Here is a 17,621-nt window from a genome sequence, read left to right as displayed (position 1 = left end):
TCGAAGCCCCAGACACCCGGCGCCTCGCCGTCGGCCAGGATCTTGGTCTTCGAGCGCAGCTTCGCGGTCGGCTCGGTACCGTCGATCCAGATGTATTCAGCCTTGAAAGCCACTTGCTCTCTTCTCCTTGCTGGGTGGGTGCCTGCCGGCGGTCGGCAGGACGTGGGTGGCGGCGCGGCGATTCGCGCCGTCGCGGGTGGTGGTGGCCCGTCAGCCGACAGCGGCCGGCGCAGGCTGGAGGAGCTTGACCACGTGGTCGTGGCCGCCGCGCTGGGCGTCGGAGTGCGGCGTGCCGCCCCACCGGTCCTCGATCCCGGGATCGGCGCCCTGGGCCAGGAGGTACTGGACGACCTCGACGTGTCCTTCGGAGGCGGCCAGGTGAAGGGCGGTCCGCTTGTCGTAGTCGCAGGAGTTGGGGTCCTTGCCCGTCGCCAGCGCGATGCGGACCTCATCGAGGTCGCCCTGGCTCGCCGCCCACAGCAACCGCATCGTGGACGCGATCTCCTCCTCGTTCTTGCCGCGCCGCGGATCACGCTTGCCGGACACCTCGCCGGCGGCGAAGGAGTCGTAGACATGGAAGTTGAAACGGCCCACCAGTTCCTTGCAGAACGCCACACCGCGCACCGAGTTGCCCAGCGCGTCCAGCCGCGGGGACCACACGCAGATGCCCATCACGCCAGGGACCACGATCATCAACCCGCCGGACACACCGCTCTTGGCGGGCAGCCCGATGGTGAAGGCGAACTCACCGGAGTAGTCGTACATCCCGCACGACGACATCAGCGACAAGCACTTGCGCACCGTGTCCGCGGAGAAGACCCGCTCCCCGGTCAGCGGGTTCACCCCGCCGTTGGCCAGCGACGCGGCCACCGTCGACAGCGAACGGGCATCCACCTCGATCGAGCAGCACTGGAAGTAGAACTCCAGCGTCTCCACCAGATCGGTGCCCTCCGGGAACGAGCCGTGCTCCCGCATGAAATACCCCAGGGCGAAATTGCGGTCCGCGGTGCGACGCTCGGAGAGATAGACCGCGTTGTTGAAACCCACCCGGCCACCGCCGGACAGCCTGCGCCAGGTCTCGGCGACGTAGTCGAAGCGGTCGGCCGTGTCCTGCTTCGGGCGGATCAGCGAGCACGACATGATGGCACCCGAGTTGATCATCGGGTTGTGCGGCAGGCCGTCGCTGTTCAGTGTGAGCTCGTTGAATCCACGGCCGCTGGGTTCCCGGCCCACGTGCTGGTGCACGACGTCGGCGCCGTGCTCCTCCAGCGTCAGGCAGTAGTTGATCGGCTTGCACACCGACTGCACACAGAACTGCGTGTCGGCGTCACCGACCGCGAAACGCTGCCCGTCGATCGTGCACAAGGCGATCCCGAACCGCTCCGGATCCACTCGGCCCAACTGTGGGATGTAATCCGCGACATGCCCACCGTTCACACGACGCAAATCCTCGTAGATCGCGGAAATCTCGGTCTGGAGCGCGCCGAAGTCCGGAATCACGAAGTCTCCCTTGACGGACTTCACGACGACACCGCCGCCCATCTTGCACAGGGCGATGAACCGGTGGAGATCGATTCGGGACCGGCCTTCGATGTCGGCCCCCCGGCGCAGTGCTGCCCACACCTCGGTGACCCGCGGGTCGGTTTCCGAAACACCGGACTCCCGAAGCCGTGCGGCCAGCACGGCAGCGGCGATCCGGCCGTCCTCACCGACACCCAGGGAGGTGAACAACTTGCCGTAGTACCCGGCATCGAAGGCCTCGCCGTCCGGCCGGGCACTCGGCGCCTTGGGTGCGACGCCAGCGTGGCGCGGCCGGGAACCGGCCTTGGGGGTTGCTGGCATGGCAAGGTTTCTCTTTCTCAAGACGGAGTATTTTCGCTGCGCGGCTCACCTTGGGTGACGATTCCCTGGACGCACTTCACGTGGGTGCATATGGGGACGGAGGCGATATCGGGTCACGGCGAGGGTGCCGGTCGTGACGCGGACCGCAGAAAGTGGTGCTCGTCCGCCGGCGCGGGGTAGGGCGGGGCGGGACTGTGCCACGCCTGTCACTCACCGGTAGGTAAGTGGTTGACGTGTCCCCCAATTGTAAGGACCTATGGTTCATCGTTCAACTTTCACTCTTTGCAGCCACACAGTCGCCCACCGTGGACGACTCCGCCCAGGGATCGGATTCGGAATCGATCAACGACCACCGGAGCACTGGCTGCAACCTGTGCCACACAGCGTGCACCCTCGTGACCTCTGATGCGTATATGAAATGTTGCGAGGTGAGCCCAAAGGAACGCTTAAGGGCCCCCCGACGGAGGGCGGGGTGGTTGCCCCTGCACACGCAAGGGACCGAGGTGGTTGATCAGTCAACCTCTCCCATAGCATCGAGGGAGCGCAATCCCTCACTCCCCGCAGAGCAGGTCGGACGCACCGCAGACTTCCGACTGCAGCAGGTGGTACGCGGGGCGCGTCGACTCCGCAATCACGCCGGCGACCCGAGCCGTCCACCACGGAGCGCGTCTGCAGTCCGGACGCGTCGTCGAGCGAACCCGCGCCCTTCGCCGCTCCTATGCCCCGCCAACCCCGCCCGGTATCGTGCCCGTAAGGGGGAGACCGGCATGCGTGTGGGCATCACAGGGCATCGTGGGCTGTCGCCGGAGGTCGAGGCACACGTCCGTGCCGAACTCGCCGAGCTGGTCGACGCCACCGGGGCGGAGGGCCTGGTCGGCATCAGCTGCATCGCCGACGGCCCGGACACATGGTTCGCCCAGACCGTCGTCGCGCACGGCGGCCGCCTCGAAGTGGTCGCCCCGGCAACCGAGTACCGCGAGAGCCTGCCCGCATGGCACCACCCCGTGTACGACGAGCTGATGGCCCGTGCCGCCGACGTCCACCACACCGGGTTGCGCGAGTCCGACTCGCGGGCCCATCAGGCAGGCAGCGAGATCATGGTGGGCCTGGTCGACCAACTGATCGCCGTGTGGGACGGGCAGCCGGCCCGCGGATACGGCGGTACCGCCGACGCCGTCGCCTACGCCCACCGCGTGGGTGTGCCCGTACGGATCGTGTGGCCCGAAGGCGCCATCCGCGACTGAACCACCGATCGCCGAAAGCGCGGATACCGGCCTTCCGCGCCGCCATCACGTCCACGACCGGCACCGGCTCGATCGGCTTCTCCACCTCGGCGCCCGGCCATCCTCACCACCGCCGGCTACGGGCCGGCGACCACCCCGCGCATGCTGCGTGATCAGCCGGACCGGTACCTCTGGATTGCGTTGCTCGAGCCGGGTGGCTCGTCTACCAGACCGGGCCGGTGCACATGTGCTGAATGGTGGAGGCCAGCGCCCGCTTCAGTACGTCGGCGTCCGCCTCGGTGATCGCCTCGAACGTCAGCAGGTAGCGCCCCACGTGCAGGCCCAGCAGGTAGCTGGCCACCAGGGAAGCCCGAATCTCCGCCTGCTCGGGAGCGATGGCCGTGACGATGGGAGCGATCACGCATGTGGTGAACAGCTCCCGCATCAACGTGGCCGCCTCCGGGCGTTCGCATGCCGCGTGCAACAGGGTGATCGCCGTGTTGGGCCGGCCGTCCTGCTCCCAGGTCTCGAGGAACACCGCCGCGAGACGCTCTCCGATGCGGCCGGGGCCCCCGGCAAGCACCTGGCGCACGACCGTCTCGGGATCGAAGGGCCATTCGACGGTGGCGGCCAGCAAGCCCGCTTTCGAGCCGTAGAAGTGCACGACGAGCGACGGTCTGACCTCCGCTTTCCTCGCGATCTCGCGCAGCGACGTATGGGCGTAGCCCTTCTCGGCAAAGGCCGCGCGGGCAGCCGCGAGGATCGTGGCGCGCGTCGCCTCACCGTCCCGCAATCGCGCCGCTCCGGACGCCTGCGCGCCGGGCGGGCCGGAGCCGGGGGGCGGGGTTTTCGTCGCTGCCATATCAGCAGTCTGACACTCCCGGACTGAACATGTACAGTAGGTGCAGGATACAGCTGTACATGTACAGCACGGCGCGTTCGCCACGGGATTCGCTCCACCGCACGTGGTCCGTCACAGGCGCAGCGCACCGTCCCCACGGCGCCGGGGCGACGTACGTCACTCCGCACCGGACGAATCGACGACTCCTGAGTCGCCGGTCGAGTCCGCCGGGGGTCACCCGGGAACACGTCATAAGCGAAGGAGTCACCATGAAGGCCATGCTCACCCCACTGGTGGTGCAACCCGGTGAGGCGGCCGGGGCATCGCTCACGGACGGCGCGTTCGAACTGCTCGCCGACGGCGGTGCGGTCAGCGCGAGCAGGCTCACCCTCGCGACCGGCGCCGACGGGGCACCACCGCACCACCACAAGCTCTCCCACGAGCTCTTCTATGTGCTGGGCGGGGCGATGCTGTTCCGCCTCGGCGACACACTGACCACCGTGAAGAAGGGCGGGCTCGTCGTGGTACCGCCGTGCCTGCCGCATGTCTTCGGGGCAGCGGAGGGGGAGGTGGCCGACGTAGTGGTCGTGCTCAGTCCTGGCATCGAACGGTTCGGCTACTTCGAGCAGTTGGCCGCCATAAGTCGGGGCGAGGCGGACTTCGCGTCGCTCCTCCCCCAACAGGATCGCTACGACGTGCACTTCGAGGACCTTCCCGAGTGGCGGTCGGCCCCCTCGCGGTAATCCGCCCCTCCGCCCTCGGCCCGGGCCCGCACTTCCCGCACGCCGCCCTCGGTGCGGAAGGAGTTGCGGACCCGGTGCCGGCAGTACCGCGGCCTGGACCTGCGGCAGAGGGCGCTCCTGCACGGTCCGAAGCGTTCCGACGGATCGGAACCCCGCAACGTCCTGGGCCCGGAGCAGGCCCCGGTTCGACGGGGGCTGGCCGCGCGACGCGCGGAAGCCCTCGTCGTGGCTGATCACATGTGCCGGCCGCCGGTCACCTCGATGACCGTCCCCGTCAGGTACGACGCGAGGTCCGAGGCGAGGAAGAGTGCCACCGAGGACACCTCTGACGCCTCACCGGCACGTCGCATCGGGATCTCGGCGAGTTTCGCGTCCCAGATGTGGGGCGGCATCGCCTCGGTCATCGGCGAGCGGATCAGCCCAGGCGCGATGGCGTTGACCCGAACACCGTGGTGAGCCATCTCCTTGGCCGCCGCCTTGGTGAGCCCGACGATGCCCGCCTTCGCCGCGGAGTAGTTGGTCTGGCCGACGAAGCCGACCTTGCCGGAGATGGAGGACAGGTTCACGATGGCACCGGATCGCTGTTCCCGCATGACGGCGGCGGCCAGTCGCGTGCCGTTCCAGCAGCCCTTGAGGTGTACGGCGACGACCTGCTCGAACTGGTCCTCGGTCATCGTCCGCATCGTCGCGTCACGGGTGATGCCCGCATTGTTGACCATCACGTCGAGCCCGCCGAACGTCGAGACACACAGGTCCACGGCGCTCCGGACGTCCGACGCAGCAGTGACGTCGCAGGCTGCTGTCACCACCCTGTCACCCGCGTCGAGGCGTTCAGCGGCGCTGCGCGCCGCTTCGGCGTCGCGGTCGGCGATGACGACGCGCGCGCCCTCGCGCAGGAAGGTCTCGACCGTCGCGAGTCCGATGCCCTGGGCACCTCCGGTGACGACGGCGGCGCGGTCTTTCAGCAAACCCATCGGTGTCCTCCAGGAATGGTGTGTGCGGTCGGCATGCACCTGTACGTCTCCAGGGGGAGTCGGCCGAGCGCCTCCGACAGGTGGGGGTGTGAGTGGTTCACGAGCGTTGCCACCAGCAGCAGATGGTCGAGGTGGTCGACGTCGAATCGCAGGGCGGCGAGGTCGGATTCGTTGAGTTCGTAAGCGCCCGAGCGGCGATGGGCCGCTCGCGACCCGGTGCCGTACGAGGGCCGCAGGGCCTGTCCCGGGGTCGCCGCGAGCAGGGTCGTGCCACGGCACTCCGCATCGGCGACGAACGCCCGGTCGTACGCTCGCGCGCAGCTCAGAGCACGCGCGAGGACTGCGGGTTCGATGAAGGGAAGGTCCGCCGGAAGGGAGGCCACGCCGCACCGCGGATGGAGCGCTCGTGCCGTCCGCTCGCCATGCCGGATGGCCTCGTTGAGCCCGGGGCCGTCGGCAAGGACGGCCCGCACATCGAGGTCGTCGACGGTGTCGAGGTCGTGGATGCGGTCGAACACGACGACGACCTCGCCGACCCCGGGTGCCGCCTGCGCGGCCGCCACGGTGTCGCGGAGCAGGGCGCGGGCCACGCTTCGCCGGGCATGCGGGTCCAGTTGGAGGCGGCTCTTGGCCAGACGGAGGTCCTTCTGGGGTATCACGACCACCCAGTCCCACCGCTTCACCGCAGGAACCCGACACTCAGCGGCACAGCGCGCTGCACTTCGGTGTCGAATCCGAGCGCGGCCTGCGCGCGCTCAGCGGTGACGTCGTCGTACGTGGTGGTGCGCTGCCGGGTGGGCCGGCCCGCAGCGGCCGCCAGTTCCCTGATTCCGGCGATGGTCCGCATCGACCCGTTGGTCGAGCCGGCCATCCGGCTGATCGTCTCCTCCATCAGCGTGCCGCCGAGGTCGTTGGCGCCGCCGCGCAGCATGTCGACGCATTGCTCCGGTGCGAGCTTCACCCAGGAGCAGGCGATGTTGTCGATGGTGCCGTGCATGAGGAGCCGTGCCAGTGCATGGACGGCACGGTTGTCGCGGCGTGACGGGCCTGGGCGGGCGATGCCCGCCAGGTAGATGGGCGAGTTCTGGTGCACGAAGGGCAGGGGCACGAACTCCGTGAATCCGCCGGTCTCCTTCTGCAGCTCGACCAATGTCCGCATGTGGTCGACCCAGTGACGCGGCTCGTCGACATGGCCGTACATCATCGTCGCGGTGGTGTGGATGCCGAGTTCGTGCGCGGTCCGGATGACCCGGATCCACTCCCCCGCCGGGAGCTTGCCCTTGGTGAGCACCCATCTGACCTCGTCGTCGAGGATCTCGGCGGCCGTGCCGGGAACCGAGTCGAGGCCCGCGGCGCGCGCTTCGGCAAGCCATTCGCCGACGGTGATGCCCATGCGGGAGGCGCCGCTGATGATCTCCATGGGCGAGAAGGCGTGGAGGTGGATCCGAGGGCAGCGCCGCTTCACCTCGCGTGCCAGGTCGAGGTGGACGCTGCTGGGCAGACCGGGGTCGATGCCCCCTTGCATGCAGATCTCCGTCGCCCCGACCGTCCACGCCTGCTCGACGCGGTCGCCCGCCTCGCCGAGCGAGAGGCGGTAGGCGTCGGCGTCCGTGGCCCGCTGCGCGAAGGCGCAGAAGCGGCAGCCGACGTAGCAGACATTGCTGAAGTTGACGTTGCGGTTGACCACGTAGGTGACGACGTCACCGACCGCCGTGTGCCGCACCTGGTCGGCGAGCAGGCACAGCGCGTCCAGCGCGCGGCCGTCGGCGTACGCCAGCGCGAGCGCCTGGTCGCGGGTGAGGGCCGCCGGGTCGCGCTCGGCCGCACGCAGGGCCGCGGCCACGTCGGGGCCCAGCCGCTCGGGGGCGGTGGTCCCGGACGGCGCCGCCCTGTCCTTCAACTGGTCCGCGAGTACCTGCCAGTCACCGAAGGCGTGGTCGAAGTCGCCGCGCGCGGTGGTCCGCCGGCCTTCCCGGTCGATCGCGACGTGAAGGTCGGTGCGGCCGGAGGACTCCGCCTCGGCCGCTTCCTGCCAGGGCAGGCCCGAGGGCGACACGTCGGCGGCGAGGCCTGTGGCCGGGTCCGCCAGTGCCAGCAGGTGCGGTCGGACCCTGGCGTCGGCCCACGGGCCGCCCGCGAGCACGTACTCCGGCTGAACCGCGAGCCGTTCACGGAGGTCGAACCCGGCCTCCGCGGTCAGTTCCTTCAGCTTCGCCAACTGCGGCCAGGGCCGCTCGGGGTTCACGTGGTCCGGTGTGAGGGGTGAGACCCCGCCCCAGTCGTCCACGCCGGCTGCCAGCAGCAGGCGCAGTTCCTCCGGGTCCGAGAGGTTGGGCGGCGCTTGGACCCGCATCCGCGGGCCGAGGAGGATACGTGCCACCGCGATGACGGCGAGGTACTCCTCCAGCCCGGCGTCCGGGGCGGCTCGCATCGCCGTGTCGTGTTTGGCCCGGAAGTTCTGGACGATCACCTCCTGAACGGCGCCGTACTGCCGGGCGATCCGGCGGATCTCCAGAAGTGAGTCGATGCGGTCCGCGGGACTCTCGCCGATGCCGACCAGGATCCCGGTGGTGAAGGGGATGCCGGTCCGTGAAGCGTCCTCGATGACCCGGAGCCGGACGGCCGGTTCCTTGTCGGGCGAGCCGTGGTGGCAGCCGCCCGGCTCGGCCCACAGCGAGCGGGCGGTGGTCTCGAGCATCAGTCCCATGGATCCGGCGACGGGCTTGAGCCTCTGCAGCTCCGCCCAGGTCATCACACCGGGGTTGAGGTGCGGGATGAGCCCGGTCTCCTCGAGTACGAGGATCGCCATCGCGCGGACGTAGGACAGGGTGTCCTCGTAGCCGCGGGATTCGAGCCAGGACCGCGCCGCCTTCCAGCGCTCCTCAGGACGGTCACCGAGAGTGAAGAGGGCTTCTTTGCAGCCCAGTCGGGCGCCCTCCCGGGCGATGTCGAGGACCTGGTCAGGCGTGAGGTAGGGCGTATCGAGCCGCCCGGGCGTGGTGGCGAACGTGCAGTAGTGGCACCGGTCTCGGCAGAGCCGGGTGAGCGGCACGAAGACCTTCTTGCTGTACGTCACGACGCCGGGTCGTCCCGCGTCCGTCAGGCCCGCCGAGCGAACAGAGGCCGCGACCTCGCACAGCCGGGTGAGGTCCTCGCCTCGCGCCGCGAGGAGGGCGGTGGCCTCTTCGCGGTCGATGTTCTTGCCCGCCCGGGCTCTCGCCAGCGCCCGGCGCACGGGTGCGGGGTTCACCGTGTTCCCCTCAGGTGGATCTCGTCGCTCATCAGCCGGCTCGCAGTCCCATGGAGCGGGCGACCACGTTGAGCTGGACGGCGGGCGGTCCGGCGACGACGCGGGCGATGATGCCGTCGGAGTGGTGCATCGGCAGGGTGTGGTCGCGGACGTATCCGTACGCGCCCTGGATCTGCATGGCCAGCGCGGACGCCTCGGCGTAGATCTGCCCGGCCAGGAACTTGGCCATGGTGCTCTCCACTTCGCAGGCGAGGCCAGAGTCGAAGAGGCCGGCCGAGCGCCGCACCGCGCACCGGGCGGCGTCCAGGCGGACGAACATCTCCGCGAGCGGGAGGGTGACACCCTGGTACGAGGAAATGGTGCGGCCGAACTGCGCGCGCTCGTTGGCGTAGGTGACGGTCATGTCCAGCACCGATCCGACGCTGCCGAGGAATCCGGAACTGATCATGATCCGTTCCAGTACAAGGCGCTCCTTGAGGATCTGCCAGCCCTGTCCCGGCCGACCGAGCAGTGCGGAGTCGGGCAGGTGGACGTCGCGCAGGAAGACCTCGTAGATGCCGCTGATGTTGCGGCCCAGTGCGGGCATACGGCGGATCTCGACCGAGGGGTGGTCGGCGGGTACCAGGAAGACGGCCAGGTCGTCGCGCTTGCGGCCGCTGTCGCCGACCTTGACCAGCAACTCCATGACGGTGCCGGGCAGTCCCGCGCCCTCGCAGTAGGTCTTCTGGCCGTTGAGCACCCAGCCGCCGTCGACGTGCTCGGCCCTGGTGGCGACGCTCGCGGCGTCCGATCCGACGTCGGGCTCGCTCACCGCGACGGAGAACCTGCCGTCGCCGCTGAGTACCGGAGCCACGTAGGTCTGCCGCTGCTCCGGGGTGCCCCAGCGCACCAGGTCGCGGATCCCGCTGATGTTGAGGTTCAGCAGGGCCACGAGGTCGGAACTGGCCCGGCCGACCTCCTCGCACAGGGCGACGAGCAGTCCGGCGACGTCCTCGACGGGCTCGTCCGCGTCGGCGGCCATGTCGTACCAGCCGAGCTTCGCGATCTCGCGGTAGAGCTGTTCGGGATAGGAGCCCTCCTCGTCCCAGACACGCACGTCGCGCTCCGGGGCGTGGCGGGTGATGAACGCGCGGGCTGTCTCCCGCAGTTGGGCTTGTTCTTCAGTGTCGACGAAGGGACTTGGGCGCATGGTGGTCCTTTCCTGAGTCACGTGGTGGGGGTGCTGCCGCAGGTCGCGGCACGTCAGCCGCTGAGCGCCGCGCGGAGCTTGTGCATGAGGTCTGCCGGCGCGGCGGCGAACTGGTCCACGAGGTCGCGCGCGCGGCGGTCGAGGTCCGGGGCGGCGGTGACGTCGACAAGTCCCAGCCGGGCGAGATCGTCCGCGGTGAAGCGTTCGCCGGCGGCCAGCAGCCGGAACGCGAGGGCCGGGCCGACCGCTTCGCGCATCCGCCGGACGGTCGCGGCCGGAGGGAGGAAGCCCAGTCGTAGCTCCGGGAAGCGGAAGGTCGCCTCCGGCGCCGCGAGGGTGACCACCGCTGCCGCGGCCAGGGCCCACCCCCCGCCGACGGCCGGACCCTGCACCGCGGCGACCGACGCCGGGAAAGCCTCTATGAGGTCGCAGGCCTGCTCGATCAGCCGCCGGCGCAGGCCCGGTTGTCCGATCGAGGTGCCGTCGTCGGCCCGTATGTCCGCGCCCGCGCAGAAGGCAGGTCCCGATGCCCGCAGGACCAGGACGCCCGCGCCCTGGTCGGTGGCGTCCTCGAGCGCTTCGACCAGTTGCAGGAGCAGCGGGAGGTTGAGCGCGTTGCGTGCGGCGGGGCGGTTGAGGGTCACCGTGGCCACGGCGCCGTCGCGCTGGAGGAGGCACAGTGCCGGGGTCTGGTCCGGGTCGGCGTTCACTGCACCTCCGGGAGAATCTCGGAGGTCAGCAGCTCGACCGCCTCTGCCGGATCGGGGCCCACGGGGGCCCCGACATAGGCCTCGGTGAAGCCGGCGCCGCGGGCGAACTCCAGCAGTTCGGTGAGCGCCTCGATGCAGTCCCCCGGTGTTCCGGAGATGATCAACTGGTCGGCTATCTCCTGGGGCAGCAGTTCCGCGGCGGCACGGACTCCGTGGCCCGCCGTCACGGCCGCCCGGGTCGCCGCGTAATCCGCCTGTTCGAAGCCGACGCGCTGCAGGTTCTCGTGCGGCTGCTGGCTGACGATCAGTGCGGCCTGCCTGCGTGCCGCGGCTTTGGCGGCGTCACGGTCCGACGACACGGAGATGTTCACGCCGTAGATGCGGGTGAAGTCGGGTCGGGTGCTGCGTTCCCGTCCGCGTTCGAGCCGGTCGAGGTTGCTCACCGACCCGAACTGGCCGCTGCGGAACGCGGCCAGGCTGTGCGCAGGGAAGTTGCTCGCACAGATCACACCGTCGGCGAGCTCGCCCGCCATCTCGAGTATGCGGGGCCCGGTGCCGGCGACGACCACCCGCACGGCGGGGTCCTTCACCCAGTCCAGGGACGTACGCGCGTCGTCGTGCAGACCCAGGTCCTTGCAGGTCACCGGGAAGTCGCCCATCCGGACGGCCTCGCCGCGCCAGAGCGCCCGGCAGATCCCGATCAGCTCGGCGACACGGCCCACCGGATTCGACCGCTCCATCAGCGCGCTCACCAGGCCGCCGCCGGTACCGATCCCCATGGTGACCTGGCGACCGGCGGGCATGAACTCCGCCAGCGTGGCCATCGTCGATGCCTGCTCCAGGGGGTTGCGCCCGAACGGGAAGGTGACCGCGGTGCCGACGCCGGCTCCGGTCCGGGCCGCGATCGCGCCCAGTACGGCGCTCACACCTCGCGACTGCATCTGGTCGGTGACCCAGATCGTCTCGAAGGCGCGGGCGGCTACCTGGGCGACCTCGACCATGCTCGGTCCGGCTGCCCAGGCGTGCAGTTGAATGCCCTTGATCATCGACCCTCGATTCATTTTACTGAACTGCGTCCACGATATGGAACAAGCTAAGTAGGGAAGTTGCCCAGGTCAAGACCCCTGATTCCTGTCAACGGGTCCCGCAGGACGGCAGCCGGAGACGGCCGGCGCAGCCCGAAGCCCGCGACGGGCAGGGTGGTTGGCTGCCCGTCGCGGATAGGCTGCGCGGGCCGGGGCGCCCGGGCGAGGCGACGACCGAGGTCATCCATCGCCGCATCGGCGGCGTCGAGCGCCTCAGCCGGTGACGCCGCCCTTGCCCGGGTCGTTCGGGTGCGGCTGCAGGGCAGTGACGACCGAGGTCATCCACGGCCACATCGGCAGCGTGTCGAGGACCTTGTCACGCAGTTCGGCCTCGTCGGCAGCGCGCCACAGTGCGATGCTGCGCGTCTGTCCCACCGGGCGCCAGAGCCGGACCAGATGACCGGCGGCAGTGAGCTCGGCGGCCCGAACGGCCTCCGCGGCGCGACGGCGGTCGACCTCGGCCGGATCCACTCCGTCAGGAATATCGGTGGTGACCTCCACCAGGAACTCATTCACAGGCCAGCCTCTTTCTGATGCTCGGAAAGTACGGTGCCGCGGCTCCCCGTTGGGCGGCCGGATGTCGAGATCCGCGGGACGCCCTACGGAGTGGTGGGTGCGGTGCGGTAGAAGTCGGCCGCGGCAAAGGTCGCCGGAACGCCGAGTTCCGCGGCGACCGCGGTGATCGCTTCGGCGCCGGCAGCGAGGTCCGCCTGGCCGTCGGCGGTGAAGTACGGCGCTATGAACTTCTCGTAGTGGGCCCGGACTTCCTCCTCCGTGTGCCCGCTGAGGAAGGCCCGCAGGTACCGCACCGCGGTGTCGGGGTCGTTCCGGATCACCTGCAGGGCACGCCGATGGGCTCGTACGACGGCCTGGACCGCGGGGTCGTCCGGGTGGACGTGGGTGGGGTCGACGGCCACACCCACCGTGGGGATCCGGAAGTGGTCGCCCACGAAGGCCAGTACGCTCCAGCCGTTCGCGGCCGCCACCGCCTCCGGCGCCATGGTGTCGCCGACCACGGCGGCGTCGATCTCGCCGGCGCGCAGCCGGCGCAGGTCCATGCCGTAGTCACCGGGCGAACGGACCTCAGTGCGGACGTCACGGTCCGGGTCGAGGCCGGCCTGGCGCAGGACGACGCGGATGAAGCAGCCAGGGCCGGTGTGCGGCGGATGCACCGCCAGACGCCGGCCGGCCAGATCGGCCAGGGAGTTCAGGCCGGGGCGGGCGAGGACCCAGAACTGCGGACGCTGGGTGTTGACGTTGAGCGCGACCCAAGGAATGCCCCCCACGAGCCGCGACAGCAGGGTCCGGCCGAGCCCGATGACCGCTCCGCGGCGCAGCCGTTCCGGATCCCAGACGCTGCCGTCGCGCAGAGCGACGTGGACGCCCTCCTCGGCATAGTGGTCCTGCTGGTCGGCTGTGTAGGTGACCAGTTCCTCGTGGGGACCGCGCCCCACGTATACGAGATCGATCGTATGCATGAACGTCTCCCTTTGGGGGTCGTTGCGCATCAGCGGGATCGCGGTCCCGCGCGGCGGGCGGCGACGTCGAGCCGGCCGGCGGACCGGTGACCAGCCCCTGCGATGACGCTGTCCGCGTGGTGCGTCGGACGGGAGTCACTCGGGTCAGGGGCCCTGCCCGCCGGCCCGTCGTACAGGGCCTGCGGTCAGGAGGGGACCGGAACCGCCGAAGGCACACGGCGGGAAGTCACGTAATCGGGCTCGACGAGGTAGGTGCTCACGATGGTCTCGATCAACGGCCCCGCGGCCTCGGTACGTTCCTTCAGCGCGATCCACCGCGGATCGGCTCTGAATTCGTCCCAGTGAGCGACTGCCGCGGCGACGTCGTCGAACGCGCAGGCGTAGACGATCCGCCGCCGCTCACCGACGACCTGCCAGAACCCCCGGAGGTCCAGACCCACCTCGTCGAAGAGGTCGAGGGTCTCCTCGGCGAACCGGCGGTGCAGTTCCTCCTCACGGCCGGGCAGCGCGAGGTACTCGCGCAGTTCGATGATCACGCCGGGATCCCGGACACGGCAAGGCCGGAGCGCGTCTTGTAGCGGCGGTTGATGCCGATGAGCACCGCGGTGAGCGGTTCGAGCTGGCGCGCGTTGCGGAGGGGGCCGGCCTCGATGCCGGGTCGCCCGGTGATCGTCGCGGCCAGGTCGACCACCCGGTCCTTCGCGGCCTGGTCGTCACCGCACACCAGGACGTCCTCGTGGTCGAGCAGTCCGTCCTCCTCCCACAGCGTCACCGCCGACAGGTGGTGGAAGGCGCCCACGACGACTGCGCCGGGCACCAGTTGCTGCGCCTGCTCGGCGGCGCTGCCCTCCTCGACAGCCAGGCCGTAGGGGCCATGCCGGTCGAAACCGAGGGGGTTGACACAACTGATCACCAGCTTCCCGGCGAGCTCCGGCGCCAGATCCGTGACCAGTTCACGATGGCCGGCCCACGGCACGGCGAGCAGAGCGATGTCCGCCGCGGCCACGGCGGCGCGGTTGTCGAGGCCGCGCACGTCGACATTCCTCCCGGCGCGGCCCCGGATCAGGACCGCCGTCTCCTGCGCACGTTCGGCCGAACGGGATCCGACGACGACCTGATGCCCGGCGCGGGCGAAACGCAGGGCCAGGCCCTTGCCTTGTGGGCCGGTGCCTCCCACGACAGCGACTGCGTGGTTCCCCATGGTTGTGTACTCCTCTCGGGTGAAAAACCATCCCGGCCCGGCCGCGAACGATCCGCATGAGGGCAGGGTCGGGCGGCCCGGCGCGGCTGCGCCGGGCAGGTGAGGTCGAACGGGGTTCAGGCGGCGCTCAGCCGGCGACGTCCTCCGAACCGACGACGGGGTAGTCGGCCGGGACCTGTCCACCGCTGCGAGCGGTGATGGCCCGGGCCGCTGCCACCAGGTCCGGCGCCAACTCCTCCACGTCCCGCGGTGTGAGGTCCGCGCCGATGCCGAGCAGGGTGATCAGGAGACACGGGTATCCGTCACGGTCGAAGACGGGGAAGCCCACGACGTTGAGCTCGGGCCGGTACTCACCGAAGACGGCACCGAAGCCGAGGGCGCGGATCTCCTCGCCCCCCGGGTCGCCTGCCGGCTCGGCAGCTCCTGTGCCCGGGTGCCAGGCGGCGGTGATCCGGCTGAGCAGGGGCGCGTCCCGGCCGAAGCGGGAGCCGATCTCGATGGTGGTCTTGATGGCCTTGCGGCTCTCCATCTTGGCGATCGCGGTGAAGTGCCCGTCGGGCATCGGCTGGATCGCGAGGCAGGCCAGGCGGGTCCGCTCGGCCAGTCGCTCCATGTACGGCCGTGCCTCGGTGACCGGCGTGGTGCGGGTGACCGCCGCAATGCCGTACTCCACGAGCAGCGGCCCGAGGTTGTACCGACGGGTGTCGGGGTCGTAGCTGATCAGGCCCTCGGCCACCATCGTCCGGATCAGGTTGGACGCCGTGCTCTTGGCGAGCCCGCAGCGGTTGGCGAGCTCCGTGAGCGTGGCGCCGCCGGCGCTCTGGACCAGGGTGTCCAGTACGCGAACGGTACGCGACACCGCCGGCACGAGGACTCCGCCCTGCTCGCCCGCATCGTCGTCCCGGGGCGCGCCATGCTGCTGGGATGGGCCGATCGCCACGTCTGCCTGCCTTCCGGTCGGGGTGTTTCACCCGACCGTAGCGGCATCCCCCACCAGCTCGACGAAGTGGAACAGAGTGCCGTCGGGGTCGCGGGCGAACAGCAGCTTCCAGCCGTTGACTCCGTCGGGGCCCATGACGGTCTGCGGGGTGTGCAGGAACTCGACGCCCAGCGCGTTCAGCCGGTCGTACTCGGCCTGGATGTCGTCGGTCAGGATCGAGAAACGGCACAGCCCGGGGTGGACGAGATCGGTGGTCGCCCGGCCGCCCGCCTCGATGTCGCGCCACTCGATGACGTCCAGCAGCGCCTCGTCCGGAGAGTCGTTCAGCCGCAGGTGCGCGAAGCGCAGCTTGCCGGCCCCCTCGACCATGAAAGCGCGCGCCAGGTTGGCGTCCTCGACCTCCTTGTCCTGCACGACCTGGAAGCCGATGTGCCGGTAGAAGTCGATCGAACGGTCCATGTCGGTGACGTTGATGCCGACGTGCCAGAACCTTCTCATGATGGTTCCTCCCATGGATGAGTGATGTGGGGCCGGGATCCGGATGCACCCGTCTCCCGGACGGTGGTGGTCGTGTGTCAGTGCGTGGGCGAGGTCAGCCGGCGTCTGAGCAGCTTCCCGGTCTCGGTCCTCGGCAGGGCCGCCACCACTTCGAACGCGCGGGGTCTGGCGTGCGGTCCGACGGACGCCGCCACCAGGTCGCACAGCTCCGCCCGCAGGGATGCGTCGAGCTCGGCGGGTACGCCGTCCACGAGTCGGAGGAAGACCTTCACGTGCTGGCCGATCTTGTCGTCCGGCACTCCGACCGCGGCGGCTTCGGCAACGAGCGCGTGCTTCAGCACGGCGTCCTCGATCTCGGACGGTCCGATCCGGTAGCCGCGGCTCTTGATGACGTCGTCGGCACGGCCGAGGTACTCCAGTCGCCGTCCGTACGCGCGCCGCGCCAGATCACCCGTGCGGTGCCAGGTGTCGGCGGGCGGCAGCGGGCGTTCCGTCTCCGCGTCCCACACCCCCAGCATGGCGACGGGATCCGGCAGTCCCACGGCGATCTCGCCCGCCTCGCCGGGGCCGACCTCCTGGCCGCTGTCGTCGAGGAGTGCGATCCGGTGCCCGGGATAAGGGGCTCCCATGGTGTCGTCGTCGACCGTGCCGAGGACCCCCGAGTCACCGATGAGGGCGTTCGCCTCGGTCTGTCCGTACGCCTTGTTGACCGCCCGCGCCAGATGCCGCCGTGCCCAGGCCGTCTCGGAGCGCCCGGCCGGCTCACCGCCGGTGACGACGGCACGCAACCGGCGTTCCGGCGCCCTGTCGTTGGCCTGGAGCAGACGCAGGACCGACGGTGGCAGGAACGCGGTGGTGACGCCGCAGCGCGCGAAGAGGTCGAGAGTGGCATCCGGGTCGAAGCGTGCCTGCCGGTGCGCGACCACCGGGACGCCGAAGGCCCACGGGACCAGAAGCCCCAGCAGGAGGCCGCCGATCCAACCCCAGTCCGCCGTCCCGTAGTAGACGTCCCCCGCCTCGAAGAACTCGAACGCGCAGTCCACTCCCGCGTGGCCGAGCAGCACCTGGTGACCGTGGACGATGCCCTTGGGCGGGCCGCTGGTCCCGGAGGTGTACAGCAGCAGCGCCGGGCGCGAGGGGCCCCCGGGGTACGGCGCGCCGAACTCCGCGTCGCCCGGCTGTCCCGCGATGCCCCGGCCCCCGGCGCCGTCGACGGTCAGCACGACGCGGTCCTCGACGTCGCATCCGGTCGCCCTCAGCCGGTCCAGCCCGGCCCCGTCGGAGACGAGTACCTTCGCACCCGAGTCGCCGAGGCGGTGCGCCACGGAGGTGCCGGTCAGGAGCCGCGGGATCGGAAGCAGGACCGCCCCTGCGGCCAGCACCCCGAAGACCACCTCCGCGGCGGCCGGCGAGGGGTCGAGGTACAGGGCGACGCGGTCGCCCGGCCGGACGCCGTGCGCGCGCAGGACACCTCCGATCCGCAGCGCGGCGCGCTGCACCTCGCCGAAGGTGATGCGTTCCGGCGCGTGCGGTGCGGCCGTGAGGAGCGCCACGGCGTCCGGATCCTGCGCGAAGAGCGCGTCGTGGGTGATCGAGTAGTCCGGCGCCGGTGACCACCGTGGCACGCCGCGCAGTTCCCGCAGTCGT

General features: G+C 70.3%; 17 protein-coding genes and 1 pseudogene. 2 read left to right on the top strand and 16 right to left on the bottom strand.

Going from position 1 to position 17,621, the window contains the following annotated elements:
* Together ACIP9H_RS41040 and glsA are read right to left on the bottom strand one after the other, a co-directional pair.
* A pseudogene (locus ACIP9H_RS41040) lies at positions 1–113 on the bottom strand (glutamine synthetase); the annotation flags it as partial.
* A gap of 97 nt (positions 114–210) precedes the next feature.
* Positions 211–1,842, bottom strand: a complete 1,632-nt coding sequence (gene glsA, locus ACIP9H_RS41035) for a glutaminase A (RefSeq protein ID WP_401964104.1) — start codon at positions 1,840–1,842, stop codon at positions 211–213.
* A 767-nt stretch (positions 1,843–2,609) separates the two neighbouring features.
* Here glsA and ACIP9H_RS41030 point away from each other — a divergent pair.
* The gene (locus tag ACIP9H_RS41030; RefSeq protein WP_401964102.1) at positions 2,610–3,086 is read left to right on the top strand and encodes a hypothetical protein; all 477 of its coding nucleotides are present in this window, start codon (positions 2,610–2,612) and stop codon (positions 3,084–3,086) included.
* Between the two features lie 202 nt (positions 3,087–3,288).
* Here the strand turns inward: ACIP9H_RS41030 and ACIP9H_RS41025 are convergent, their stop codons facing one another.
* Complete coding sequence (locus tag ACIP9H_RS41025; RefSeq protein ID WP_401581192.1) at positions 3,289–3,927, bottom strand: TetR family transcriptional regulator; 639 nt, start codon at positions 3,925–3,927, stop codon at positions 3,289–3,291.
* Between the two features lie 248 nt (positions 3,928–4,175).
* Here ACIP9H_RS41025 and ACIP9H_RS41020 point away from each other — a divergent pair, with 248 nt between their 5' ends.
* On the top strand, positions 4,176–4,649 hold the full coding sequence (locus tag ACIP9H_RS41020) for a cupin domain-containing protein (protein ID WP_401581195.1): 474 nt from the start codon (positions 4,176–4,178) through the stop codon (positions 4,647–4,649).
* 233 nt (positions 4,650–4,882) lie between these two features.
* Here the strand turns inward: ACIP9H_RS41020 and fabG are convergent, their stop codons facing one another.
* From fabG to ACIP9H_RS40955, 13 genes are all read right to left on the bottom strand, one after another.
* On the bottom strand, positions 4,883–5,662 hold the full coding sequence (gene fabG, locus ACIP9H_RS41015) for a 3-oxoacyl-ACP reductase FabG (RefSeq protein WP_401581198.1): 780 nt from the start codon (positions 5,660–5,662) through the stop codon (positions 4,883–4,885).
* Entirely contained in the window at positions 5,611–6,288 is a 678-nt protein-coding gene (cofC, locus tag ACIP9H_RS41010; protein WP_401581200.1) for a 2-phospho-L-lactate guanylyltransferase, read from the bottom strand. Before cofC ends, fabG begins: the two co-directional genes overlap by 52 nt.
* Positions 6,289–6,302: 14 nt before the next feature.
* A complete protein-coding gene (locus ACIP9H_RS41005; protein ID WP_401581202.1) occupies positions 6,303–8,873 on the bottom strand; it encodes a bifunctional FO biosynthesis protein CofGH in 2,571 nt (856 codons plus the stop codon).
* A 31-nt stretch (positions 8,874–8,904) separates the two neighbouring features.
* A complete protein-coding gene (locus ACIP9H_RS41000) occupies positions 8,905–10,062 on the bottom strand; it encodes an acyl-CoA dehydrogenase family protein (protein WP_401581205.1) in 1,158 nt (385 codons plus the stop codon).
* A gap of 53 nt (positions 10,063–10,115) precedes the next feature.
* The gene (locus ACIP9H_RS40995) at positions 10,116–10,772 is read right to left on the bottom strand and encodes an enoyl-CoA hydratase/isomerase family protein (RefSeq protein ID WP_401964101.1); all 657 of its coding nucleotides are present in this window, start codon (positions 10,770–10,772) and stop codon (positions 10,116–10,118) included.
* Positions 10,769–11,818 carry an LLM class flavin-dependent oxidoreductase gene (locus tag ACIP9H_RS40990; protein WP_401964099.1) on the bottom strand — a complete coding sequence of 350 codons (1,050 nt, stop codon included), beginning with the start codon at positions 11,816–11,818 and terminating at the stop codon, positions 10,769–10,771. The genes ACIP9H_RS40995 and ACIP9H_RS40990 overlap by 4 nt, the downstream gene beginning before the upstream one ends.
* A 252-nt stretch (positions 11,819–12,070) precedes the next feature.
* On the bottom strand, positions 12,071–12,373 hold the full coding sequence (locus ACIP9H_RS40985; RefSeq protein ID WP_401964097.1) for a muconolactone Delta-isomerase family protein: 303 nt from the start codon (positions 12,371–12,373) through the stop codon (positions 12,071–12,073).
* Positions 12,374–12,456: 83 nt separating this feature from the next.
* Positions 12,457–13,335, bottom strand: a complete 879-nt coding sequence (locus ACIP9H_RS40980) for an ABC transporter substrate-binding protein (protein ID WP_401964095.1) — start codon at positions 13,333–13,335, stop codon at positions 12,457–12,459.
* Positions 13,336–13,520: 185 nt separating this feature from the next.
* On the bottom strand, positions 13,521–13,871 hold the full coding sequence (locus ACIP9H_RS40975; RefSeq protein ID WP_401581219.1) for an NIPSNAP family protein: 351 nt from the start codon (positions 13,869–13,871) through the stop codon (positions 13,521–13,523).
* A complete protein-coding gene (gene npdG, locus ACIP9H_RS40970; protein WP_401964093.1) occupies positions 13,868–14,536 on the bottom strand; it encodes an NADPH-dependent F420 reductase in 669 nt (222 codons plus the stop codon). Before npdG ends, ACIP9H_RS40975 begins: the two co-directional genes overlap by 4 nt.
* A gap of 127 nt (positions 14,537–14,663) precedes the next feature.
* Positions 14,664–15,476, bottom strand: a complete 813-nt coding sequence (locus tag ACIP9H_RS40965) for an IclR family transcriptional regulator (protein ID WP_401964092.1) — start codon at positions 15,474–15,476, stop codon at positions 14,664–14,666.
* 27 nt (positions 15,477–15,503) lie between these two features.
* Positions 15,504–15,974: a VOC family protein gene (locus ACIP9H_RS40960; protein ID WP_401581227.1), complete on the bottom strand. Its 471-nt coding sequence runs from the start codon at positions 15,972–15,974 to the stop codon at positions 15,504–15,506.
* Positions 15,975–16,051: 77 nt separating this feature from the next.
* The gene (locus tag ACIP9H_RS40955) at positions 16,052–17,599 is read right to left on the bottom strand and encodes an AMP-binding protein (protein ID WP_401964090.1); all 1,548 of its coding nucleotides are present in this window, start codon (positions 17,597–17,599) and stop codon (positions 16,052–16,054) included.
* Positions 17,600–17,621 lie beyond the last annotated feature (22 nt).

The sequence above is a fragment of the Streptomyces sp. NPDC088732 genome, assembly GCF_044751205.1.
Lineage (GTDB): Bacteria > Actinomycetota > Actinomycetes > Streptomycetales > Streptomycetaceae > Actinacidiphila.
The sequence above is the reverse complement of the archived record's forward strand: the minus strand, read 5'-3'. Positions and strand labels throughout refer to the sequence as shown.